The 20,383-nt window shown below is 59.0% G+C and carries 41 protein-coding genes; 14 read left to right on the forward strand and 27 right to left on the reverse strand.

Annotated features, from left to right (window positions below; translation table 11 throughout):
* Window positions 1-51: 51 nt before the first annotated feature.
* The 9 genes from V2I08_RS05830 to V2I08_RS05870 form a co-directional block, all read right to left on the reverse strand.
* The gene (locus tag V2I08_RS05830) at window positions 52-402 is read right to left on the reverse strand and encodes a hypothetical protein (protein WP_349634251.1); all 351 of its coding nucleotides are present in this window, start codon (window positions 400-402) and stop codon (window positions 52-54) included.
* Entirely contained in the window at window positions 393-560 is a 168-nt protein-coding gene (locus tag V2I08_RS05835; protein ID WP_349634252.1) for a hypothetical protein, read from the reverse strand. Before V2I08_RS05835 ends, V2I08_RS05830 begins: the two co-directional genes overlap by 10 nt.
* 2 nt (window positions 561-562) lie before the next feature.
* Window positions 563-997, reverse strand: a complete 435-nt coding sequence (locus V2I08_RS05840) for a hypothetical protein (protein WP_349634253.1) — start codon at window positions 995-997, stop codon at window positions 563-565.
* On the reverse strand, window positions 994-1,635 hold the full coding sequence (locus tag V2I08_RS05845; protein ID WP_349634254.1) for a hypothetical protein: 642 nt from the start codon (window positions 1,633-1,635) through the stop codon (window positions 994-996). Before V2I08_RS05845 ends, V2I08_RS05840 begins: the two co-directional genes overlap by 4 nt.
* A gap of 26 nt (window positions 1,636-1,661) precedes the next feature.
* Window positions 1,662-1,979: a hypothetical protein gene (locus tag V2I08_RS05850; protein ID WP_349634255.1), complete on the reverse strand. Its 318-nt coding sequence runs from the start codon at window positions 1,977-1,979 to the stop codon at window positions 1,662-1,664.
* A gap of 76 nt (window positions 1,980-2,055) precedes the next feature.
* Window positions 2,056-2,763, reverse strand: a complete 708-nt coding sequence (locus tag V2I08_RS05855) for a hypothetical protein (RefSeq protein WP_349634256.1) — start codon at window positions 2,761-2,763, stop codon at window positions 2,056-2,058.
* An 8-nt stretch (window positions 2,764-2,771) separates the two neighbouring features.
* The gene (locus V2I08_RS05860; protein ID WP_349634257.1) at window positions 2,772-3,113 is read right to left on the reverse strand and encodes a hypothetical protein; all 342 of its coding nucleotides are present in this window, start codon (window positions 3,111-3,113) and stop codon (window positions 2,772-2,774) included.
* Window positions 3,110-3,697, reverse strand: a complete 588-nt coding sequence (locus V2I08_RS05865; RefSeq protein WP_349634258.1) for a hypothetical protein — start codon at window positions 3,695-3,697, stop codon at window positions 3,110-3,112. The genes V2I08_RS05860 and V2I08_RS05865 overlap by 4 nt, the downstream gene beginning before the upstream one ends.
* Window positions 3,697-4,011: a hypothetical protein gene (locus tag V2I08_RS05870; RefSeq protein ID WP_349634259.1), complete on the reverse strand. Its 315-nt coding sequence runs from the start codon at window positions 4,009-4,011 to the stop codon at window positions 3,697-3,699. Before V2I08_RS05870 ends, V2I08_RS05865 begins: the two co-directional genes overlap by 1 nt.
* Before the next feature lie 9 nt (window positions 4,012-4,020).
* Here V2I08_RS05870 and V2I08_RS05875 point away from each other — a divergent pair, with 9 nt between their 5' ends.
* On the forward strand, window positions 4,021-4,146 hold the full coding sequence (locus V2I08_RS05875) for a hypothetical protein (RefSeq protein ID WP_349634260.1): 126 nt from the start codon (window positions 4,021-4,023) through the stop codon (window positions 4,144-4,146).
* 70 nt (window positions 4,147-4,216) lie between these two features.
* Here the strand turns inward: V2I08_RS05875 and V2I08_RS05880 are convergent, their stop codons facing one another.
* From V2I08_RS05880 to V2I08_RS05965, 18 genes are all read right to left on the reverse strand, one after another.
* Window positions 4,217-4,654 carry a hypothetical protein gene (locus V2I08_RS05880; protein ID WP_349634261.1) on the reverse strand — a complete coding sequence of 146 codons (438 nt, stop codon included), beginning with the start codon at window positions 4,652-4,654 and terminating at the stop codon, window positions 4,217-4,219.
* Entirely contained in the window at window positions 4,651-4,887 is a 237-nt protein-coding gene (locus V2I08_RS05885; RefSeq protein WP_349634262.1) for a hypothetical protein, read from the reverse strand. The genes V2I08_RS05880 and V2I08_RS05885 overlap by 4 nt, the downstream gene beginning before the upstream one ends.
* Window positions 4,888-4,980: 93 nt before the next feature.
* Window positions 4,981-5,316, reverse strand: coding sequence for a hypothetical protein (locus V2I08_RS05890; RefSeq protein ID WP_349634263.1), 336 nt, complete (start codon window positions 5,314-5,316; stop codon window positions 4,981-4,983).
* On the reverse strand, window positions 5,313-5,621 hold the full coding sequence (locus V2I08_RS05895) for a hypothetical protein (protein ID WP_349634264.1): 309 nt from the start codon (window positions 5,619-5,621) through the stop codon (window positions 5,313-5,315). The genes V2I08_RS05890 and V2I08_RS05895 overlap by 4 nt, the downstream gene beginning before the upstream one ends.
* Window positions 5,618-5,929 (reverse strand): hypothetical protein, encoded by a 312-nt coding sequence (locus tag V2I08_RS05900; protein WP_349634265.1) that lies wholly within the window; start codon window positions 5,927-5,929, stop codon window positions 5,618-5,620. The genes V2I08_RS05895 and V2I08_RS05900 overlap by 4 nt, the downstream gene beginning before the upstream one ends.
* Window positions 5,926-6,102: a hypothetical protein gene (locus V2I08_RS05905; RefSeq protein ID WP_349634266.1), complete on the reverse strand. Its 177-nt coding sequence runs from the start codon at window positions 6,100-6,102 to the stop codon at window positions 5,926-5,928. Before V2I08_RS05905 ends, V2I08_RS05900 begins: the two co-directional genes overlap by 4 nt.
* Window positions 6,099-6,350, reverse strand: coding sequence for a hypothetical protein (locus tag V2I08_RS05910; RefSeq protein WP_349634267.1), 252 nt, complete (start codon window positions 6,348-6,350; stop codon window positions 6,099-6,101). The genes V2I08_RS05905 and V2I08_RS05910 overlap by 4 nt, the downstream gene beginning before the upstream one ends.
* A 109-nt stretch (window positions 6,351-6,459) precedes the next feature.
* Entirely contained in the window at window positions 6,460-7,065 is a 606-nt protein-coding gene (locus V2I08_RS05915) for an NUDIX domain-containing protein (RefSeq protein ID WP_349634268.1), read from the reverse strand.
* The gene (locus V2I08_RS05920) at window positions 7,062-7,235 is read right to left on the reverse strand and encodes a hypothetical protein (protein WP_349634269.1); all 174 of its coding nucleotides are present in this window, start codon (window positions 7,233-7,235) and stop codon (window positions 7,062-7,064) included. Before V2I08_RS05920 ends, V2I08_RS05915 begins: the two co-directional genes overlap by 4 nt.
* A complete protein-coding gene (locus tag V2I08_RS05925; protein WP_349634270.1) occupies window positions 7,232-7,681 on the reverse strand; it encodes a hypothetical protein in 450 nt (149 codons plus the stop codon). The genes V2I08_RS05920 and V2I08_RS05925 overlap by 4 nt, the downstream gene beginning before the upstream one ends.
* A complete protein-coding gene (locus V2I08_RS05930) occupies window positions 7,671-7,835 on the reverse strand; it encodes a hypothetical protein (RefSeq protein ID WP_349634271.1) in 165 nt (54 codons plus the stop codon). The genes V2I08_RS05925 and V2I08_RS05930 overlap by 11 nt, the downstream gene beginning before the upstream one ends.
* Window positions 7,832-8,224 (reverse strand): hypothetical protein, encoded by a 393-nt coding sequence (locus tag V2I08_RS05935; protein ID WP_349634272.1) that lies wholly within the window; start codon window positions 8,222-8,224, stop codon window positions 7,832-7,834. The genes V2I08_RS05930 and V2I08_RS05935 overlap by 4 nt, the downstream gene beginning before the upstream one ends.
* Window positions 8,221-8,439, reverse strand: a complete 219-nt coding sequence (locus tag V2I08_RS05940; RefSeq protein ID WP_349634273.1) for a hypothetical protein — start codon at window positions 8,437-8,439, stop codon at window positions 8,221-8,223. The genes V2I08_RS05935 and V2I08_RS05940 overlap by 4 nt, the downstream gene beginning before the upstream one ends.
* Complete coding sequence (locus V2I08_RS05945) at window positions 8,436-8,822, reverse strand: hypothetical protein (protein ID WP_349634274.1); 387 nt, start codon at window positions 8,820-8,822, stop codon at window positions 8,436-8,438. Before V2I08_RS05945 ends, V2I08_RS05940 begins: the two co-directional genes overlap by 4 nt.
* A complete protein-coding gene (locus V2I08_RS05950; protein ID WP_349634275.1) occupies window positions 8,819-9,511 on the reverse strand; it encodes a hypothetical protein in 693 nt (230 codons plus the stop codon). The genes V2I08_RS05945 and V2I08_RS05950 overlap by 4 nt, the downstream gene beginning before the upstream one ends.
* Window positions 9,508-10,188, reverse strand: coding sequence for a hypothetical protein (locus tag V2I08_RS05955; RefSeq protein ID WP_349634276.1), 681 nt, complete (start codon window positions 10,186-10,188; stop codon window positions 9,508-9,510). The genes V2I08_RS05950 and V2I08_RS05955 overlap by 4 nt, the downstream gene beginning before the upstream one ends.
* On the reverse strand, window positions 10,185-10,751 hold the full coding sequence (locus V2I08_RS05960) for a hypothetical protein (RefSeq protein ID WP_349634277.1): 567 nt from the start codon (window positions 10,749-10,751) through the stop codon (window positions 10,185-10,187). Before V2I08_RS05960 ends, V2I08_RS05955 begins: the two co-directional genes overlap by 4 nt.
* Window positions 10,748-11,611, reverse strand: coding sequence for a hypothetical protein (locus V2I08_RS05965; RefSeq protein ID WP_349634278.1), 864 nt, complete (start codon window positions 11,609-11,611; stop codon window positions 10,748-10,750). Before V2I08_RS05965 ends, V2I08_RS05960 begins: the two co-directional genes overlap by 4 nt.
* Before the next feature lie 784 nt (window positions 11,612-12,395).
* On the opposite strand from V2I08_RS05965, the gene V2I08_RS05970 reads away from it, so the two are divergent.
* From V2I08_RS05970 to V2I08_RS06030, 13 genes are all read left to right on the forward strand, one after another.
* Window positions 12,396-12,755 carry a hypothetical protein gene (locus tag V2I08_RS05970; protein WP_349634279.1) on the forward strand — a complete coding sequence of 120 codons (360 nt, stop codon included), beginning with the start codon at window positions 12,396-12,398 and terminating at the stop codon, window positions 12,753-12,755.
* A gap of 3 nt (window positions 12,756-12,758) precedes the next feature.
* On the forward strand, window positions 12,759-13,079 hold the full coding sequence (locus V2I08_RS05975; RefSeq protein ID WP_349634280.1) for a hypothetical protein: 321 nt from the start codon (window positions 12,759-12,761) through the stop codon (window positions 13,077-13,079).
* Window positions 13,080-13,164: 85 nt separating this feature from the next.
* Entirely contained in the window at window positions 13,165-13,365 is a 201-nt protein-coding gene (locus V2I08_RS05980) for a hypothetical protein (protein WP_349634281.1), read from the forward strand.
* Window positions 13,366-13,374: 9 nt separating this feature from the next.
* Window positions 13,375-13,764, forward strand: coding sequence for a hypothetical protein (locus tag V2I08_RS05985; RefSeq protein WP_349634282.1), 390 nt, complete (start codon window positions 13,375-13,377; stop codon window positions 13,762-13,764).
* Window positions 13,765-13,811: 47 nt separating this feature from the next.
* Window positions 13,812-14,264, forward strand: coding sequence for a hypothetical protein (locus V2I08_RS05990; RefSeq protein WP_349634283.1), 453 nt, complete (start codon window positions 13,812-13,814; stop codon window positions 14,262-14,264).
* Window positions 14,254-14,841, forward strand: coding sequence for a hypothetical protein (locus tag V2I08_RS05995; RefSeq protein WP_349634284.1), 588 nt, complete (start codon window positions 14,254-14,256; stop codon window positions 14,839-14,841). Before V2I08_RS05990 ends, V2I08_RS05995 begins: the two co-directional genes overlap by 11 nt.
* Window positions 14,729-16,504 carry a phage terminase large subunit gene (gene terL, locus V2I08_RS06000; protein ID WP_349634338.1) on the forward strand — a complete coding sequence of 592 codons (1,776 nt, stop codon included), beginning with the start codon at window positions 14,729-14,731 and terminating at the stop codon, window positions 16,502-16,504. The genes V2I08_RS05995 and terL overlap by 113 nt, the downstream gene beginning before the upstream one ends.
* A gap of 1,265 nt (window positions 16,505-17,769) precedes the next feature.
* Complete coding sequence (locus tag V2I08_RS06005; RefSeq protein WP_349634285.1) at window positions 17,770-18,081, forward strand: hypothetical protein; 312 nt, start codon at window positions 17,770-17,772, stop codon at window positions 18,079-18,081.
* Entirely contained in the window at window positions 18,078-18,599 is a 522-nt protein-coding gene (locus tag V2I08_RS06010) for a hypothetical protein (RefSeq protein WP_349634286.1), read from the forward strand. Before V2I08_RS06005 ends, V2I08_RS06010 begins: the two co-directional genes overlap by 4 nt.
* 351 nt (window positions 18,600-18,950) lie before the next feature.
* A complete protein-coding gene (locus V2I08_RS06015) occupies window positions 18,951-19,292 on the forward strand; it encodes a hypothetical protein (RefSeq protein ID WP_349634287.1) in 342 nt (113 codons plus the stop codon).
* Window positions 19,292-19,567, forward strand: coding sequence for a hypothetical protein (locus V2I08_RS06020; RefSeq protein WP_349634288.1), 276 nt, complete (start codon window positions 19,292-19,294; stop codon window positions 19,565-19,567). Before V2I08_RS06015 ends, V2I08_RS06020 begins: the two co-directional genes overlap by 1 nt.
* A gap of 146 nt (window positions 19,568-19,713) precedes the next feature.
* A complete protein-coding gene (locus V2I08_RS06025) occupies window positions 19,714-19,992 on the forward strand; it encodes a hypothetical protein (protein WP_349634289.1) in 279 nt (92 codons plus the stop codon).
* Between the two features lie 3 nt (window positions 19,993-19,995).
* Entirely contained in the window at window positions 19,996-20,286 is a 291-nt protein-coding gene (locus tag V2I08_RS06030; protein ID WP_349634290.1) for a hypothetical protein, read from the forward strand.
* Window positions 20,287-20,383: the final 97 nt, after the last annotated feature.

The following is a 20,383-nucleotide window of genomic DNA, read 5'->3' on the forward strand; positions in this document are numbered from 1 at the left end:
GCGATACATCCGAGAACGGTGTTGGTGGCACATACGCCCTCCGATTCGTTGTTAAGCTGTCACCGTGGTAGTCAAACTGTCACTTGGTGACAAGCGAAAATCGCAGTCGCCGTGAATGAGGTCACCTTCAATGTCGAACACGATGATGCGTTCGCCCCACATTTCGTAGGCAGGGCGCAGGATACCGTCCGGGCCGCCGGGCTGGACGATCCTGACAGGGATGCCCAAGAACCTCTGCACGCCCCCGACTCCAAAACCCGGCACAAGGTGCTGCGTCATTGGATGCTCGGCGATAGCCGCGAGGGTGGTTTGGTTCATCTCCCAATGCGTGATACGGAAGCGTTTGCGCTCCGCTTCCTCCACCCACCGGAGCATCTCTTCAAACGGATTGATCAGCGGCACAGGTTGCTCCGGATCGCTTTGAGCACGAGATGCGCGTCTGACAGAGGTATCGCGAGATACACCCAATCAGAATCAAGCTCCTTGGCTTCATTTGCAGCAAGCCGGATGCGGGCGGCAGCGCTCTTGAGGCGCTTGCGGCGCGGAGTGCGGTCAGCCATATCTACTCCCGCCCGCTGATAGTCGTTTCCAAATCGACCATTCGCCTCTCTGGTTGTGTGCGTCGAAAAGCGCGTTCATCATCGGAGCGGGAGTTGAACTTGACCGTCGCTTCGATGCGATCTTGTTCCTTTTGGATGACCCACGTCCAATGCTGGAATAGCCACTCATGGTCGAAGTGGGCTTTACCCGGCCGCAGGTGGCCAACATCGATCCGGTTCATCTCTTGCTTGGGATCGTGGACGATCGTCTTGATCTTCTTCCCCGCGCGACGCGCCATGTCCTGATAATGCAGGCCCATGAAGTTCTTATCCACGATGATCACGTCGCCATCTTCGATGGCGTCGATGAGTGCAGTCGATCGCCCAGAGGCGCGAGCGCTATGCTCGAACATGCGAAGCGCGAGCTTGAGGGCAGCAGGATAGCCAAAGTCGTTCATGCGGAGAGCCTCGATTGTGGGTGGTTGCGGTCTGGCTGGCGCGCCGCGACAAGCGGTCCAAAGGCCAGCCGATGGTTGACGGAATTGCCGATCAGGTCGTAGCGGTCGGTCGAGATGGAGACTTTGACGAAGGTCCTCATGCCCGGCGCGAAATCGACCGGCGAACGGTGGATCACGGACTGGTCAAGACGCAGCAGATGCTTGTCCGGAAACGTCGTGTGCTCGAAGTCGATTGGACCGACGCACTCGGTCCAATAAGCGAGCCGCTCCATCTCTCGCATGGACTCGCAGCAATCCGATGAGAGCGGGCGGGGCGGGTCCAGATGGAGGAATTGTGTCGGCGCGCGGTCGCACCAGATATAGTTGATGTCGTCCGTGCCGAAGCCGTCTGAATGCCAGCCCGGCCGGTTGCCGATATATGCGCCGGAGACGAAGAGGGTCTTGGCCGTGACGTAGACGTAGTGATCCTTGAGCGCGCGATCCGGATAGGACTTGGTGAAGTCCCGCGCCGCGTCGATGATGATCTCGGCCGACCATTTGAGGTTTTCCGGGATGTAATAGAGACCACTGCCCGGCAGCTTGACCGGGCAATAGAGCCAGAACATCATCTCGTGGTTCGTGATGTCGATGAGGCCCAAGTCCTTGGGCAGGTGACCGTAGAGCATTACCAAAGGTCTTCCGAATAGAGACGGCGCGGGCAGCGTGAGGGATGGTCGATAAGAGGTTGCCCGGCCGCGACGGCGATCTTCAAAGCGTGCTCCCGGCTGACGAAGCGGCCGGTGCTCGTGAGAAAGCCTTGATCGTCAGGAGCCGTGCGGTGACCGGAAATCTCGGCGAACGGGTGCATCATCTGGCCATGCCGCATGGGCGGCGGTGCTGAGATGGTAAGGAACTCCGGGAAGAAGGGCTTCCCCTTCCATTCAATCTTGCGGAACTCGTCGGACACCCGGACGCGGATCGCTGCTGCGACAATGGTTTCCATCAGCTTCCTCGCCGACATGTGTTAGTTATTCAGCCATAGTGCTTATTCAAACTGTCACTATAAGGCAAGCGAAATGTCAGTAGGGGCGAGCGCGGCGCGCGTGCGGGTCGCGATGTTTCCCCTTGATCTTGTTGTGTCGGAGGTAGGTCTCGCGATGAGCGGCCTTCTTCTCCTTCTCGGTGGGCTCCGGCTTGTGATCCGACCAATCGCACATATAGAGGTCGCGCCACGTATCGACGGTCGTCGTCAGTGCGAGCAAACGGAGTTCGATGTCCGCATAGTCGGTGGGCCAGAGCCTGTCGCTCCAATAGGCAAGGCTGTTTGGGGAGAGGGGTGGGTCACATTCGTCGATGATGACGTGCCCGGTCCGGCCGGTGACGCCGCCCTCCTTACCGTAGAGCATGGAATGGATCGTCTTGGCGGCCTTTCCGGTCGGTGCGCTGATGAACATCGGTTGGTGCGGTTCGGACTTGGCCAGCCGCTCTTCCATGAGCCGATGATAGTAGCTCAAGGTCTTCCGCTCACCGGTGCCGCAGTTGGTGAATTGGAGCTTCCCATCTTCGAGTTCGATGCCTTCCACCCATGACTGGACATCGGCTCCCCACGCCGGGTCGATGGCGAGGAACCGGCGGTTTCCGTTATCGACATCGATCGGGTCTTTGTCGCCGGTTGCGATCCACCATGTCCCGCTGCCGGGAATGGCCTCGGCGGTGATCCGCGTGCCTTCCGGCAGGCTCTCGAAGTGGGCATCGGACAGGGATAGGTAGGGAATCTTCTCGGTCATGATGTCTCCTATGGACAGCAGCGCGGCGAGCCGCCGCAGACATTGTGGGGATCGCCGAACACGAAGTCCTCAGGTTCGCCATGCCATTCGGTCGTGTAGCCGCATGAACCACACTCGTAATAGAAAATGCCGTCACGTTCCCACAGGCCGTCTGGGAGAGCGTCTCCGATCTCGATGTCGCTCTCGGTGACCATGCTGACCTCGGTGGTGGTGTCACCGGTGACGACCTCACAGGCGTAGAGGTCGGCATCAATATGGCCGGTGATGATGATCACCTTGCCATAGTGCCGGTGTCCCCGGTTGATCACCGTGGCGTTGGTGTCGTTCTCGATCATGGCGGGCGTCTTCATACGATTTCCAGTTGATGCGGTTCAAAGTTGATGGTGACCTCGCCCGGCGGGGTCTGATCCGGGTCGGGGAGGATCACCATGACATTGCCGGATTTCGGGTGGATGCCTTTGACGATACCCTCATCCCCCAAGAACAACTGCGACGACGCTGTGACGCGGACCTTGGTCCCGGCGGGGAAGCGGCATTCCCACACGACATCGGCTGGGATGTTGAACATGCCGGTGAGATCGTCGTCGGTGATGTTCGGCGCGGTGTCGATGAGCCGGTTGCACCACAGGACACGAAGCTCGCGATCGTATTTGGCGATCTGCTCAAGCTGTTCAGGCGTCATGTTGAGCTTTGCGATACCGATGAGGTGCTGCGTGATGTGGTGGTAGCTCTCCAGATATTGGAGGCGGCTGGCGTCGTCGCTCATCTGTTCAAGCAGCCGCAGGCCGTGGAGGCGGACGTAGTGATGGAAGGCCATTCCCAGCGCCTGCACGCGGTCCCGGTTGGCTGGGCTTGGGTCGCCGTGCATTGTGGTGATAGCTTCCCGGTAGGCGATCCCGGCGGCGCGCATGGCAGCGATCTCTTTCTCGGACATCAGTCTTCTCCGTCCGCCTTGCCATTGAGAAGGCGAACGACCATTCCCTTCCTCCACAGGTCAAGAAGGTAGCCTTCGTTGCGACAGACGACTGTATAGGCGTCGCCGACCGGTTGGGCGGTGATCCACGTCCGCGTCGATTTATTGGCACCTTCTCCAACGGTGTCAGACGTTATTTCAATGATCCGCACCGGCGCGCCGTGACAAGCATCCATTGGGTCGGCGAGCGGCGCGGCCGCGATTTCCTTCACGGTCTTGTATTCGACCGTCTCGATCCGCTGGACCTTCTTTGCGACACGGGTGACCTCCGTCACCTTCTGGACATGCTCGACGCGCGTCTCGGTCCGCAAGACGTGACCGGTCAAAGCGCCGCCAAGAACGCCACAGAGCAGCGCTATGCCAAGCAGATAGGCGATGAGCGTGCGATCAATCCGATCGCCTTCGCTTAGTGTTTTCACGGGTGACCTTTCACGAGATTGTCGGTGGCGCGGCTCTCCGGATATTGGAGGCGACTGGCGCTCATAGGACGGGGTATTCCGCCGCTTCCTTGATCGTGGCGGCCGTGGTGGCTCCCCATTCTCGCAGTTCGTTTGGCGTCATATACTTATGATAGGCCTCGCTCAGCGCGATCAACTTGTCGCTGGGCGCGGCGTTCTCTGGGAGAGCAGGGACCGGCGGGCGGCTGGCCTGCAGCCATTCATAGGCGGCGCGGTAGCTCTCCTTTCCATCGCGGCGACATGTCATGCAATGGAGGATGAAGTCAGGGTTCGCCGTCAGGCCCGCTTCGTCGCCCAGCTTCCACGCGACGTAGGCGGTCCAGCTTTCGAGGTCCGAGTAAGACGCAAGGGGCGCGTCCCCTTCGGGCGTGATGTTCTGCTCGGCAAACCAACCGACTTCATCGCTGCTCATGCCTAGTGCCCGGCGCTTGAAGGTGGGCGGGGTGATGAGGTCGCTCATAGGGCGCGGTGACCTTTCACGAGGTTGCCGACGATGCGGCGCAAGGATACGAGCGAGATCAAGACGATGCCGCCAAAGCCGACAATGAACGACCACAGGCCAAGAGTGATCATCGCCAATGGGAACACCATCAGCAGGAGCAGGCGGCCCCAGAGCGGGAGGTTGTATGCCCACTCGAACGGAACGTCGAATAACCACCGCGTAACGGCCTCGAAGATGTCGTCGGTCGTCATTGTGGGGTCATACACGGTCATAGGGCTCCTGTTCCTGATTCTGTCAGCATGTCTATTCAAACTGTCACAACAAGGCAAGCGAAATCGCTTAAACTATACAGGGCCGTCCATCAGGGCGGCGAAGTAGGCGTCCGTCATGGTGGACACTTCCTTGGTGCCGAAATTCGGCTGATAATATTGGAACACGATGTCGAACAGGCTTGGTTCCGGGGAGGTTGCTCCAAGGTCCGGCCGCCGGTCGGCCAGATCGGCGACCAGTTCGAGCGCTTCCTTGATCGTCACCTCTTCGGCGGTCCGGATTGGCGAATGGACGATCGGAGCGCCTTCGGCTTCAAGGCGGTCGCCGAGGTCCTGCAGGGCGTCACCTTCATAGATGCCGGTCTTGCGCCATGACAGGATTTCGTCGCAGCGGGTGGAGAGGTTGGTCATGCTGTTCGTTCCAGTCGGTCGAGTTCGTTCCGCAGGAAGAAGTGACGCTTGTCGCGTTCTTCATAGAGCAAGCGGTCGATGATGGGGTTGAGCTTGGCCGCGTCCTCGTCGCTGAGCGCGAGGTTGTGGTTGCCGGTGTGGGAGATCGTGACGCCGCGCCAGTCTTTCCAGCGCTTGACCCAGATGTCGCCGGGCTTACCGTCTGGATAGGTGAGGTTGATTTCACATTCCGGCCCGGCGTGCGGATGAACGGCACATCGACCAGCTTCGAGAAGAGCCGCGATCCGGTCGATCGTGTCGGTCATGCTGTTAGTGCTCCGATGATCTCGTCGGCGATCTCGCCAGCGCGCTCTTGCGTGGGATGAAAGTCGTTGGCCGTCATTGTGCCGTAGCTCCACGCTTCCCAGACGCGGGTGCAGTCATAGACGCTGTTCAGGCTGTCATAGAGGGCGTCAGCCAGACGATCGCGGTCGATCGGCGTCCGGTTGTCGGCGATGAGCCGGGCGATCCTGCGAAGCTCCTGCCGCTCGTGTCCATTGATGGCACGCCAGTCCGGCGATTTACCCATGATGACCTTGGCGAGACGCCATTCGGCTTGGTTCGGGGTGTTCACCTGTTCCTCCATGGAGCGATAATGCTCTCGGAAATCTCGTCACTGATGCGGCGCAGGAGTTCAGCATTTGACATGCCTTCCAGTTCGCGTTCGATACGCTCATGATAGTCGGCGACCGGGAGTTGTGGACCCTCCGCGCCGATCTGTTCGCGGACGCGCTCTTCCAGTGTCATGCGATACCTCCGCCGCGACGGGCGAACGGGTGGACATAATCCTGCCCCGCATGGTGCTTATAGAAGAGGGCGACGTGACCGAAGCAATCATCCCGGCGGCCGATCTCCCTGCGAGCTTCCGGCGCGCCGGGCGACCGGTCCGGTAAGATGCACTGGTTGGCCATGGTGCCGAGCGCGCCGACGCAGAAGGCGGTGTCGTCATCGTCTGGACCAGAGTCGCGGAGGTGGCAGGCGGGCGCTTCGTTCATCTGCACAGCGTCAGCATAGAACTCAGGCGTGACACCTCCCAGCCAGCCTGCCGGAGAGGCTTTGCGCCAAGGACATTCGTTGCAGGGTGTTTTGTGGTGAAGCTGCATGTTAGTCCCGCATCGCCGCTTGATAGGTAGCACCGGCCAATCGGGTCAGTTCGTCTTCATCTACGACCGGCGGCTTATGTTTGAACCAACGCTTCATCGCCTCAGTGTGCGAGGAGAAAACAAGCTCCTCCGGCTCATAGGCGACGCGGACGGCGAGCGCCTCGCGGTTCGGCTTGAAGAAGATCAGTTCGTCGATCGACAGCGCGACCGGGCAGCGCGAGAAGAGCATGATGATGCCGCCGGGTGTGATCTCCGAGTAGAAGAGTTCGCCGTTGTGGGTGACGATGCCGGTCTCTTCGTCAGACTCGCGGCGCGCCGCCGTCTCCGCTGAATCGTCGGTGTTCTCGATCCAGCCGGACGGGAAGGCCCATCCCAAATTGTCGCCGCGCTGGATAAGCAGCAAGCCGACGCGATTATTTTCATCGAAGATCGGCTGGAGGTGTGCCGCAACCGGTTTGGGGTTGTGATAGACCGGGATGTCCAGCGCCGCGACGGCGATGTCGAGCGCCTGCTGGAACAGCTTGTAAGCGGGCGTCTTGCCGTTGGCGCAGGTTCCCAGATTGGCAATCTGGATGAGTGCTTCGTGATGGGTGGTGGGCTTGGTCATGCGGCGGGTGTCCGATCGAGAATTTGGTTCGTGCGAGTGATGAGGTTGTTCAGGCTGTAGGTGCCCTCGGCTTCAAGTTCCCGGCGTGCCTGTTGGCTGGCCGCGCTGCGGCGGGTGCTCTCGACGGCTGCGTTCTCACGCATGTCGCACCAGTCGGCCCATTCGCTCATGCCGGTTCTTTCCATTCAGGGATGATGGACCAGCCGACGATCCGGGATGGATCATGACGCTCGAAGCTGCTCCCCATTCCGCTGACCCACGTTAGCTGATCGATCGGCGCGCCGTTCTGGAATTGGGTGTGGGTCAACACGCAATCGGTGACCCGGAAAGGTCTTCCATAGAGGCGTGCGATCCAGAGATCAGCACGCGCCCCTTGGTTGGTCGGAAGGCTATTCACCGGCATGACGCCGGAGGCAGCGAAGCCCTTCACGGACTTCTGCACGCCATAGCTGATCGATTGCTGGATCAGCTTGTTCAGCGCCGCCGCGAGGGGTTCGGTGTCTTCCATCCAGAACTTACCGTCACGGCCTCGGCTCCACGCGGTGTAGAGGATGTCCTTCGCGGTGATCTCGCGGCTGTCGGCGTAGACCGGCGCGGCCATGATTTCACTGTCCATTCTTTTCCTCCTCGATCTTCTTACTGATCCACGCGATCTGGCTCCGGCAGGTGCTTATCGCAGCGGTGTTGGGGTTCTTTTCGGCGAGTAATTGTTCCAATTTGGTTTCCCAAATGGACAGCGCCTGCTCGAACGTGAGTCTCTGCGGCTTCATGGCGCGCCGTCCAGAATGGCGAGCGCCCGGCGGCCGGTGGCGATCATCTCCTCATAGAAAGGATCGTCCTTGCGGCGCTGCCGCTCGACCGGCGTGTCGAAAACGCCCATGAAGTTGCGAACGGTGTCCGCCACTGGATCGCTCGGCGGGATGAAACCGGCGGCGCGGCGCTTCCCCGCCGGTGTCACTCGGAAGGCAGACGTGAAATTGGAAAGATTCTCGAACAGGTCGGGACGCGCCGTCAGCGCTTCCCGCACCGCGAGGCCGTAGGTCGGGTTATAGGGCAGCTTCAACTTGAGCATGACGTGCGTCACCGAGAAGTGACTGTAGCCGTGAAACTCGTTGATGATCGATTGGGTGAGGGGCGGGAGGTCGATCGGATCGGTCATGCGAACGCCATCCTCACCCAAGTGCCGATATAATAGCAGGGCAGGGCGATCACGAACACGATGAGCACAAGGACAGCCGCGCCGAAGACGAGTGCCGCGATCCATTTGATCGCTTCGCCGATGATCGGCCATACTTCCTCGCCCAGCTTGGCGATGAGGCAGAAAGCGAAGATGGCTCCCATGCCGATGCTGATAGTGATGAGGGTATCGGTCATGCGGCACCCGTCATCAGCGCCGTCACGACCCAAAGCATGGCGCATTCAACGGACGGGAACTCCAGCGAGGGGCGCGGGAACGGGCGTGTGTAATCCCACCGCTCGTCGCGGAGATAGATTTCACCCGGCTCGCCGCGAATGGCGAACGCTCGCTCCTTACCGCCGTCACGCATCGGATAGGCAACGGTGTCCGGGTTCTCGCTATAGAACCACTGGACATAGCCGGGGCGGCGCTCGGCAAAGATGTCGAAGTGGTGCGTGTCGCGCTGGCCGACCGAGAATGATCCGGGCACGAAGGGTCCCGGTATGTAGGGCAAGGACTCCGCCAGTTGTGCGGCGCGTGCTTCCGCCCGCCGGGCGGATTGTTCGTCGATGACGCTCATGAATTGCTCTCCTCGGCAGCGCGACGGGCGGCAAGGACACGGCGTGTCTCGTAGCGGCGCATCAGCATGGATGGTTCGTAGGTGACGCCTTCTTCGAGATAAGGTTCAGGCTTAACGCCGAAGAAGTCGGCCCATGTGTCAGCATCAATGAGGGCACGATCGCGCGCTTCTTCCACGGACAGGCCGACATGGTTGTTGTAGACGCTCCCGGTGACGTGCGCCGCGACCGTGTTGGTGAAGCCTTCCGATGACACCAGATCGACATAATAGGTTGTCCGCTCGCAGGATTCATACATGCGAGTGATGCGGATGGCGGTGACGGCATGAGCTTGAGGGAGAGTGTTCGCCTTCCTGATCGCAACTTCCTGTTTGAAGCCGCCTCTTCGCAGGTGATTAGCAACCCCCAACCGCGTCAGGTTCCCCCAGCGCCAGTCTTGCAAGACCCGTGTTTCCACGTCGGCAAGGCTTTCGGCCTTGATTGGGTTCTCCATGGTCAGCTTCTGGAGCGCCCCGTTCACCGCCTCGAAGGCGCACAAGAGACCGCGATCGAAATCCTGCCCGCGCTGGCCGGAGAACTCCGGGGTGAAGTTTGCAGCAACGTGGGCGCGCTTTGCGATGATTGGCGCGAGAACAGGATGCTCTTCTGCGTAGGGCGGATTGAGTGCCGGGATGATGATGTGGTCGGTCATGCGATGGCCCTCACATCGACGACCGCCGGGCGGTCGTAGCCTTCACCGATCTCCTTGATCAGAAGGGCGAACACCTCCTCGACCATACCGAACGGGACGCAGATCGACGTATCGGTGCCGTGAAAGTGGATGATGTCATCAACCGATGGCTGCGGCACGCCGGGGAGCGTCCCATGCGAACCACCGTAGGTTCGGTGGTAGCGGAACCTGTCGCCGATGGGATGATAGGCTCCAAGATAGTGACACTCCTTTGCCCGTTTCACCGGGTCAGCGTGCCAACAGTCGAGCGCATGGTCGCCTTCCACCCACTCATCAGCAAGATACCCGGCCGGTTTACCGCCTTCGCAGGTGATCCGATTGACCTTTGCGAGGTTGATGGCGATGACCGCCTTACTGTTCTCGTGAATGCCTTTGCGGGCAACGAACAGGGTGAGGAAGTCTCCGAAACGCACCGGCTGAATGGAGAAGCCGTCACGATGGCGGGCTTCTTCTTGGGCGTGATGGAAGATGATGTCGTCGCGATGTTCCTTGAGCACAGCAGACACAGCCGACAGCTTCTCGTCGAACAGATCGTGCGGCGTCTTGGCTGTTTCGCGCGGCGCGGCCGGTGGTGGTGGTGGAGCGCCAGCCAGTTCAGGGGCGGGAGCAGCGGGCGGCGAGCGGCGGAAGATGTTCATGCGGCGTCTCCCAATCGCTCGTAGACAGCGGACTGTAGAAGGTAGTTCATCGTCGGCTCCTGCGGCGCGGCGAACGTCATCCGCCGGTGGCGCATGAACTCGGTGACGCCTTGGGCGAAATAGGCTTGGTCGCGGGCGGCGCTGGTTTCAGCGGCGAAGATCGCGGCTGGTGCGTCTAGCCCCTTCGAGAAGATGGCGTCGGCCGCGCGCTTGGCCAGTTCCTCCACATATTCCAGATCAATGACCCGGCCGCCCGAATAGAAGAGCATGTAGAGCATGGGCTTTATCGCCTCTCTCACCGGCAACCAGCAGGTCGTGAAGGCGCAATCCTCCTTGTCCTTGAAGGTCACCTTGGCAAAGGGCACGGCGGTATATTCGGCCTGCTGGATGGTGATCGTCCAACCCAGACTGTCCGACAGCGCGGCCAGCATCTTGATGGTGCCAAGGATGCGGCGCTCCTGATGAGCGTGCTTCCAGCCGGATGCACCGCAGTTCAATATGCGGCGCAGCGCGTCGTGCGGGCCATAGGTCTTGATGACCTTGATCTTGTCGTCGGCTATCATACAGGCGGGCTCCAGTTGCGGCCGACCAACCGCTCGGCGGCGGCGATGGCGGAGATGATGTGACCGAAGCGTTCCGGCCGTTCTTCGAAAGTGGGGACGCGATCGAGCTTCTTCGTCCGCTCCCAATCCTCATCCGACATCAAGGCCGGGCGCGAGGAGAGGAGGGGCTTGGTCCGCTGCGCCCAGACCGGGCGGTTGAATGCGGGGAGCCACAGGATGAAGGGCGTCTCGCGGGGCTGGTTCTCAGGATCGAAAAGAACCTGCACCTTCTCGTTTGCAAAGACGATCGGCCCCAAGCGGAACTTGTCGTCCTCGTTACCGGTGGACCACAGGTGCAAGGCATATTCGTCAGCCTCCTGCCAGAAGCGGAAGACGCGGACCCGGCCGTCTTCTTCCCGCACCGGCTTGTCGAGCATCAGGACAGCGCACTCACCCACCGCATGACGAACAGGCGTCTGCTTGGGGGCGCGACCATCAGCCCGGCGGCGGCCGACCGGACGCTTTGATCCAGCCAGCGACGTGCATTGCCAGACCTGTGCGATCGAATTGGCACAGATGCAGGTGAAGTGGGTGGTCGAGAAGGGCTCCAACTCGATCTTCGGGGCCTCGCATACTTCCACCGGCGGCCCCGCGAGCTTGTGCGCCAAGGCAGGGGCGGTAGCTATAGCGCGCTCCGTCTGCTCTTGGCCGGTGGCGATGGCTTCATCCAAGGTGGTGCGGCGGCGGTAGAAGGAGGGCGCGTGCTTATGGTTCCGCACGATATAGGGCATCGGGTGGCGATCGGTGGCGACCCGGACGAAGTGGATACCATCACTCCAACCGCCGCGAGGGACGACTGGCGCAGGTGATCCATCACTCATCACTTGTCGTTTGCGTCGGGCGGGGTTCGTCATGTGGTCCTGTCAGTGAGTCGGTTGGTGTCGATGGAGACTGTCTATCGATCATCACTGTCAGAGGCAAGCGCAAAAGTTGGTAAAACTGTCACCTAAATATTTTGGCTGTTTTCCAAGGGGTTCGGTCGTCTGGGAGACATTTTGCCATTTTATTCGGTAGAACGGTTGGGCGTGATGACTGGTTGCCCATGTGAAAGTGATGGAAAGAGAACAGGTTGGCGTGATGAGAGGTTGGGCGTGATGGAGGTGGGTGTGATGATGGTTGGGAGAGGGTGATGGGGAGGAGTTGAGGAGGAGTTGGGAGTGATGAGGGGCGATTTGGGCGTGATGCGGGCAGCTTTTTACCCTCTCCAGACAGCTTAAAAACAACGGATCGATAAGTTTTTGGCGGAAAACCGTCGTTTTTTTCGCCAGACTACTTTTTGGCCAACTATTCTAAAAATCCGCAGGTGCTGGGCGAATGGGTGTGCTGGGCTGTCACACCGGCGGCTGCTGTTCTCTGGTTTCTCCTTTTCTTTTAATAAAAGTATATAATATACATACACAGGGAACTGAGACCATCGGAGCCCAGCATCCACGGGGCGTTTCGGCTCGCGACCCTTTTCAGGATGTTTTAGCCCATTTTATCAAAACCGTGTAAAATCAGCTAGTTAGCAAAAAGACGCTGCCAAGTGCCATTCTTACTTGCCACACAGTGACAGTCTAGCTAACCCTTGGGGTGTCAAGAGAGACACACAGACAAGGATTCGCAATGGACGCTCACGGTTACATCTTCAAGGGCAAGGCCAGCAAGCTCGACCCCTCCTACATCCCCAGCCTCATCGGTGTGAACCTCAACCGCCCGATCACTATCGCGGACGCGGCCTATTTCGAGCAGATCGAGATCACCGACCGCCGCATCACTTCCATCGAACGATCGCCCTATGTCGTCTATGATGAGGTGACCGAAGAGACGCCCGCTCCCGAAGGCAACGCCACCATCGTTGTCGTGCGCTCGCCCGGCGGCGACTATTACATCCCCAGCAACGAACTGGCCGAGATCGCCGCTGCCAATCAGGACGACGAAACCTTCGAACTGCTGGGAGCCTTGTTCCCCGCCTACAGGGTCTGAACCATGATCGCGATCGAAGAGGTCGTAAGGGTCGCCGCCGAAGTCGAGTTGCTCAAGCTGTTTGGTGAAAAGCAGTGCCGGGCCATCACGATCGACTATCTCCCTCAACGCGGTAGCCTCTGGGCGGCGCGCGATCCGGACGAGGCACCTTCCACCATCGGCGGGCCGGACGGATATTCGCTGACATACATGTTGGAGGACCAGATGTTCGGTGGGGTGACCTACGCCGCCGTCACCTGCTCAGGGCACGTTGTCGTGCGTCCCTTCCGATGGGTCAGCTACCACGAGCTATTAGGCAGCAGCATCAATGTCGCAACGAACTAACCTGACCAAGGCCGAGATCAAGCATCTCTTCCGCGAAGCCCGTGGATTGCACAGGTTTGGCGACCTCCATCAACCCCAACTCCGTATGACCTACCTCGCCCCACCACCGATCGGATGGGGGCATACTGACCCTAACGAGCCGGTGGAGTTCATCGACCTCATCTTCACACTGGAGTATTTCCACATCTGCCGGGAGCAGTGGGCCTGCATCCACTGTAACGGTCATGTCATCGTGCCGCCGTTCGAATGGCAAGGCTTCGAGTTCCTCTCCTCCCACGTTTGGTAATCACCCTCCATGTTCAGTATCCCCATCACCCTCATCTACAAGGGTGACGAAGGCGTCATCGACCTTCCATCATCGGTCAACATGGACGACATCGCGCTGGTCCGCAAGATCGTCCTTGACAAAGTTAACCAAAAGAGTGTAGAGTCATACTATCACTTGGATATGGTTCCGCACACTGAGATTGTCCTTAACGACGGTCGTGTGATCCCCATTGTCGAGCGCTACGATGCGATCCGCATGTATCTCGACACCTACCGACAAATCGACGCCGACTTCTCCACCATGAACGTCCCGTCGATCGCGTCACCGAGTGAGCCCATCCTCCGTCTCATTCATGGTGACAAGTGCGCTACATCGCAGGTATCGACCCCGGTCTCACAGGGGCTCTCGCAGTCCTAGACTTTCAGGATTTCCGTCTTCACATCTGGGACACCCCGACTGTCTCTGTGAAGACGGGAGCCACTGTCCGCAAGCGCTGCGATCCGATCGCCTTCGCCGAAGCGGTCAAACACTTCCCCCTCGATTTCGGACAGATCGAAAATGTCCACTCAACGCCCAATGACGGTCACGTCGGGGCGTTTTCCTTTGGCAAGGTCACCGGCATCGCGATCGGTATCTTCGCAGGCGCAGACATCGAGCTTGGCTCTGTCTCCCCGGCCAAGTGGAAAATGGACATGCAAGTCCCGGCGCACAAGGAAGCCTCCAAGGCCCGCGCCTCCCAACTCTTCCCCCACTGCACCGCAGGTTGGGCACGCGCCCTCGACCATGGCCGCGCCGAAGCGGCCGTCATCGCGCTCTACGGCGGCATCAAGCTCGGCCTCAAACCGACGCAGCCTTTCCAACTCGGACTGATCAACGGGGAAGTCCCCAAGCCGAAGAAGACAGCCCATGCCAAATAAGGGCGAAGCCGTCGTCCACGACACGCGCAAGATCGTGCCGACCGTCAGTCAGCAGCTTCCCAGCAAGAAGCACGAACTGTTCGCGCGCTATCTGGCCGGAGGGGAGACCCAATCACAGGCCTATGAATTGGCAGGCTACCAGCCGTCCACTTCCAACGCCTCGACCTTGGCGAACCGTCCCGAAATCCAGCGGCGCGTCGCCGCGCTGCGACAGGAAGCCGAAGAGCGCGAACTCGCATTGCGCGTCCGCCTCGTCGAGGCTGGGATCGACCCGGACGATCCTGACACCGGTAAAGCCGTCATCACCACCGTGACCGCCGACGACGTGCGGAACCTCCTGCGGGAAAATGCCCGCCTTGCCCAGATCGCGGGCGAATACAAAGCCGCGACCGAGGCGCTCAAACTCCTTGGAGACAGCTTCGGCATGTTCTCCGACAGCACCACCGGAAAATCAAATGGAAAGCCTGCGGGAACGCAAGTGTCGGTTGCACTCATCAACCAAGCTCTTGGCGGAGATCAGGACAGCGGTGGAGACGGTGCTCCACCACGGCGGAACCCTCTCGCCCCGAACGTATGATCAACTGGTAGCCATCAGCGGCTCCCACGACTTCGAGACCCAGATGAATGCGCTCGACGCCCTTGAAGAGGCGGCGACCATGGAACTGGAAGATGCGTGGGCCGAGCTTGCTCGCACCAACTACATCGACTTCTACGAATATATGAACCGCGAGGAAGGCTATGTGTGCTCGCCACACCAGCTTCTGATCGGTGACCTGCTCATGGCGTCGGCTTCCCGGCAGACCATGCGCTTCATGCTGTCCATGCCGCCGGGCCACTGCAAATCCACCCATAGTTCGCACCACTTTCCGGCGTGGTATTTCGGTGGACACCCCAAGGACCGCTATCTGCAGGCGGGGCATAGTCAGGACTTCGTTGCCAACGAGCTTGGTGCCCGCGTCAAGCAGATCATCGACAGCGACGATTATCGCCGCGTCTTCCCTGACATCCGTCTCCGCAACGACATGCGCGCCAAGGACTATTGGGGCCTGTCGAACGGCAAGGGCAAATATGTCGCCAAGGGTGTAGGGCAGGGCATCTCCGGTTTCCGTGGCAATTACGGCGGCGTGGACGATCCCTACAAGAGCCGCAAGGACGCTGAATCCACGACGATCCGCGAAGCCACTTTCAAATGGTATTCGGACGACTTTTCCACTCGACTGCTGCCGGGGTCGCCGCTGGGCATTGTCATGACCCGCTGGCATTCGGACGACATCTGCGGACGCATCAACGATCGCGAAGACGAGGAAAGCCGTGCCGAAGAAGAACGCCGTATTGAGGCGCAGGAGCGCCAAGAGGCGGATGAAGCGGCGCGTCTCAAGAGTATTGAGGAAGATCAGGACCAGATTGTCGAGGCTTTTAAGGAAGTTGACGGCAACCGCCGCACTTACCGCTTCGAGATCGTCAACTTGCCAGCCATCGCCGAGGAAGACGACGTTCTAGGACGCGCGCCGGGCGAAGCATTGTGGCCAGAAGTTTATGACCTCGAAGCATTGGCCAACCTAAGAGTGGACATGACCGCGCCGTCGTGGAACTCCCTGTATCAGGGAACACCGATGGACGCCGCCGGTGGCGCTGTGTCGGCCGAGTGGTTCCGCCGCTACGACGCCTTGCCGCAAAAGGCCAATGCCGAGACCAACCAGCCCAACCAGATCAAGCGGACCGTGGTCTCGGTGGACGCGGCCAACACCCAGAAGGAGCGATCGGACTACACCGTCATCACGGTCTGGATCGAGGACCTCCACAAGAACCACTATCTGGCCGATGTCATCCGCAAGCAGATCGAGTTCACGGAGCTTTGCACCGAGATCGACAAGACCTGTAAGCGCTGGGCGAAAATCACCGGCAGCGTCGATGCCCTCCTTGTCGAGAGCAAAGGCAATGGTCTTGCCTATGTGCAATTGAAGCAGACCGGCGGATCGCCCGCGCCGCTGATCCCGATCGAGGTCGGGAACAACTCGAAGGAGTTCCGCTTCGACAAGGTGACGCCGATGTTCGAGGCCGGGCAGGTCTTCTTGCCCAACCGGGCGCTATGGCTGGCCGACTACGAGAAGGAGCTTGTCGCCTTCCCACAGGGCAAGCACGATGACCAAGTGGACAGCACCAGCCAGTATCTCGATTGGGCGAAGAAGAAGGGTCGCCGAGGCACCAAGAAGGCGTCGGGCGCGGGTTATGGCTCGTAGCCACCGCGTTAACCATATCCGTTATCCTTAACAGACCGGAGACCCTTGTTAACCATTTCCATAAAGGTTAACGAGGGGCCTATGGCGAAGTCTAGCAGATCGACCGAGGGTCCCCAGCATATTCGTGCCGGGGACCCTTCTCATTTTGGGACCGGGGACCCTCTGGGAAATGGGATGCCGCCCCATGATCCCGAACGGGGTCATATCGGCCGCCAGAGCCTCGTGGAGCGCCATATGACCCCGTTCGGGATCATGGGGAACTAGGGACCAGAACGCCGCGCTACGGGGCCGCAGACGATTCGTTGTAGAAAAGCCCCGAAACATACCCTCCAGATTTTCTACCCCGTTCAGAACTCGTAGAGGTTGTCAAGAGCCTAGCTCTATTCTGAAAAGGTAGAGTTTCAGGCTTATCTAGTCGTGAAAAAAGTGACGGATTCCTGCGGATTCGCGGGGCGATTCCCTAGATTTCGGGATGGAGGTAGACTTCGGGGATGGCAAGATGCCGATCTCGTGGAGGCGCAGTTGGCCTCTGGTGGAAATGTCAAGCGGAAATAGAAGGGCACATCTGGTGCCACCTCTGGCAACCACTGATCGAGGCAGAAGGGGAGGAGAGGGTGGGCAGAGCCAGACCAGAGCCAAGAGGCGATCGAGAGCCCGCCGGGCCGGTCATCACGCCCAGCCCATCACCCATCACTCCCAACCCTCAAGCCGCTGTCACCAACTCGGCAAAAGTGACGCATTCTCAAGGGTTTCAGGGACCAATGCGTCAAATCTGGCGCATCGACCAGAAAAGCTATGCCAAGAAGTCATTTTGAAGTAAAAATGCTATGCCAAGAGGCCATTTTCTTGAGAATACTATGGAAAAAATTGATTTTGAGGCTAAAAAGCTATGCCAAAAGGTCATTTTGCCGCCAAAAAGCTATGCCAAAAGGTCATTTTGAGTGTTATTTTACCGATTTTTCAATATCTCGGTCATTTTTACTGTCATTTCGGTTGTCGGTGCGTTAACCATCCCGTCGCGACCCCGCACCGTGAGCGATCGACTTGGTGCCGTTAAGGTTAACGCCGACCACCGCATCCGTTAACCTTAACGCGCAGTAAGGTTAACTATCCGTTAAGGTTAACGCGGTGGACCATCTTGTTAACCTTTACGAATATGGTTAACGCGATAAGGTGGAATATTAACCATCATTATGTGTGGAATAACTCTTGCCCGATTCGGTGGACTATGAAATAGAAGAATCACCGCAACGGGAGACGCCCAAATGTATCAAGTCACCTCGATCGACCTATGTGCAGCAGGATATGAACGCTTGCGCTCGCATAGCGAAATCATCCTCCTCGCCTATCCGACACTGGACGAAACGCCATGGGATGTCCGCGATCAATGGCTGGACGATATGCGCCAATCCGACCATGGCGACGCTTTCGACTGGAACGCGGCGGAAGAGGCCGTCCGCTCCTACTGCGCTGACAACTGGCAGCAGATTAACGCCACTATCGCGATGGACGCGCCAGAGTCGTGGACGGACGACATGGAAGGCGCTTATTACCTCTATTTGGAGACGGAAGCATGACCGGCACAATGTGGGATAAGGTCCAAGAGGCCAACGAACTCCGCGCCAAGCTGGGCGAAACGCCTTGGCTCTATCTGGGCGATGCTTCCATCCGCGAAGGCGGCTTGGCCGTCACGGTCGATCGGACTTTCGGCTTCGCCACCATAGTGGAAGCAACAGACTTGGACTCCGCCACCGGCTGCGCTGGCGCTGTCTTACTCCAGCGGGGCACCGTCATTCTCGACCGGCTGAATCTTCGCCAGCGTCGTAATCTCCGCTCCGCAATGCAAACCGTCGATCAAACGATGGCCGCGCTTCGCGCTGAATACCAAGGCGACGAAAAATGGAAGCGTATGGCGCTCCTCGCCTACGCCAAATGGATTTACGGCGAACGGGATGAAGATAGCCCGCGTGTCCTTGTCCATGATCGCGAGGCCTTTGATGAGGCGTGCGAGACTGGTCGCTTTGAGGGGTGGCAGCAGGATGCCGAGGATTGTGATAGCGTCCGTGAAACCTTCATGGAGGAACTCTATTCATGATCGCGGGCCTAGTCCGTATCATCGCCGGGCTTTTGCTCCTCCTCCTTGTTTCGGGACTGGCCTAGCGCCAGTCCTTTAACAGGCCGCAGCAGCTTGTTAAGGTTAATGCCCAGCCGGTGGAAATTAAGACTCTTTTCTCGTAGATTATCTCTTGCCCGAATCGATGGATTATGAGAGATACGAATCACCGCAAGGGAGACAAACCATGAAGCCTTTCGCCATCTACTTCGCAATCTCGCTTCCTTTGAAATTGGACCTGTTCATGCATGGTCCAATCTCTTCCGCCTTGTCGTTCGCGATGGGCCTGCCAATCTCATGAGGCGGAATATCGGCTATCATACGCGCCTAGCGTTGAACAACTCGGTCAAGGTCGTGGGCGGGAGCTTCGGAGGCGCTTTTGATATGGAAACCGTCAATCGCCTTGTCCGGGCGCATTTCACAGTGGTGGTTAAGCCATCCGGCAGGTCAGTGTTTGTGGATCGCGACGGCCGCGCCGTGTCGCTCTATTTCACCGTCGATCCTGAGACGACGGAAGCAGGTAAGGAGGCCCTTGCGACTGACCGGGCAAAGCGTGCGAAAGACAGCGAAGCGGAAGCGGTCAAGCGTGCGGAAATCGAGCGTCTTTTGGACAGTATGAGCCCAGATGAAGCCTTAGAGCTTCTGACAAGGGAAGAAACTAAGGAGGTCGAATAATGGAAATCACAAAGGCGCTTTGCCTGTCCACATCGCATATCACAGCCGCAACCGCTCAATCGATGGAAGAGCAAGACAGCGGCTTTCCTATAGCCGTATGGCGGGGCGACTATGGCTTCTTTGTATCAGTCCACGCTATCAGCCGAGACGGCGGCGCGGGATTGCCCGGCGACCTCATCGATTGCATGGAACGTGCCGTCACCTATGACTGCGAGTTTCTCCGGCTCGATAGCGACGGCCCTGTCATGAACGGACTGAAAACCTATGATTGGTAAGGGGCTCCGGCCTCTTTCCTTTTCACGGAATATCTCGTTAACCTTAACACCCAGCTAGTGGAAATTAAGACTCTTTTCTTGCGGATTATTTCTTGCCCGAATCGGTGGACTGTGCCAGAAACGAATCACCGCAAGGGAGACATTCCATGACCATCTGGACCGAACAACTCTGCATCACCACCCGCGACCTTGGCCGCATCATGAAGTGGCGCGAAGCCGGTGAAGTGGACAGCACCCGCCAGTCACTGGCTATGGACGTTCGCAGCCGCGCCAAGGAAGTGAATGAAGCGATCCCGACCCTCGGCGTGGAACTGACCACCATGCAGGACGAATATCTCCGGCTGATCTATTCACGCTGCTGCGACTGTTATCTGGCCCAGCACCCGCTGGTCGCTGCTTGGCTCAAAGCGTATCGGGAGGCCTGACACATGGGAAAGTGGTATAAGCAAGGCCTACAGGACGCCCTAGACGGCATCTGTGACCCGCCATGGCAGGAAGGGCACCGCGACCATACAAGCTATATGGAAGGGCAGGGGGAGGGTGAAACGCATCTGGAGCGGGAAGCCTATCTGATGGATAGGCAGGACACGCAGACCGTCACCCGCTTAGAGCCGGGCCGTTGGGAAGTGGTGGACGACGCAGGGGCGAACATGACCGGCGATTATCGCCAGCTTGTCGAATGGCTCGACGCTGGCCTAGATGACGGGGAAGGGGCTTAGGCCCCTTTCTTTTTGCCCGGCGCGCTGCATTAACCTTAACACATCGCCCCAACCTGTTAACCAAAGAAAAATGGATTATCTCGCGGATTAACTGTTG

Source organism: Sphingobium sp. MK2, from assembly GCF_040170545.1.
Lineage (GTDB): Bacteria > Pseudomonadota > Alphaproteobacteria > Sphingomonadales > Sphingomonadaceae > Sphingobium.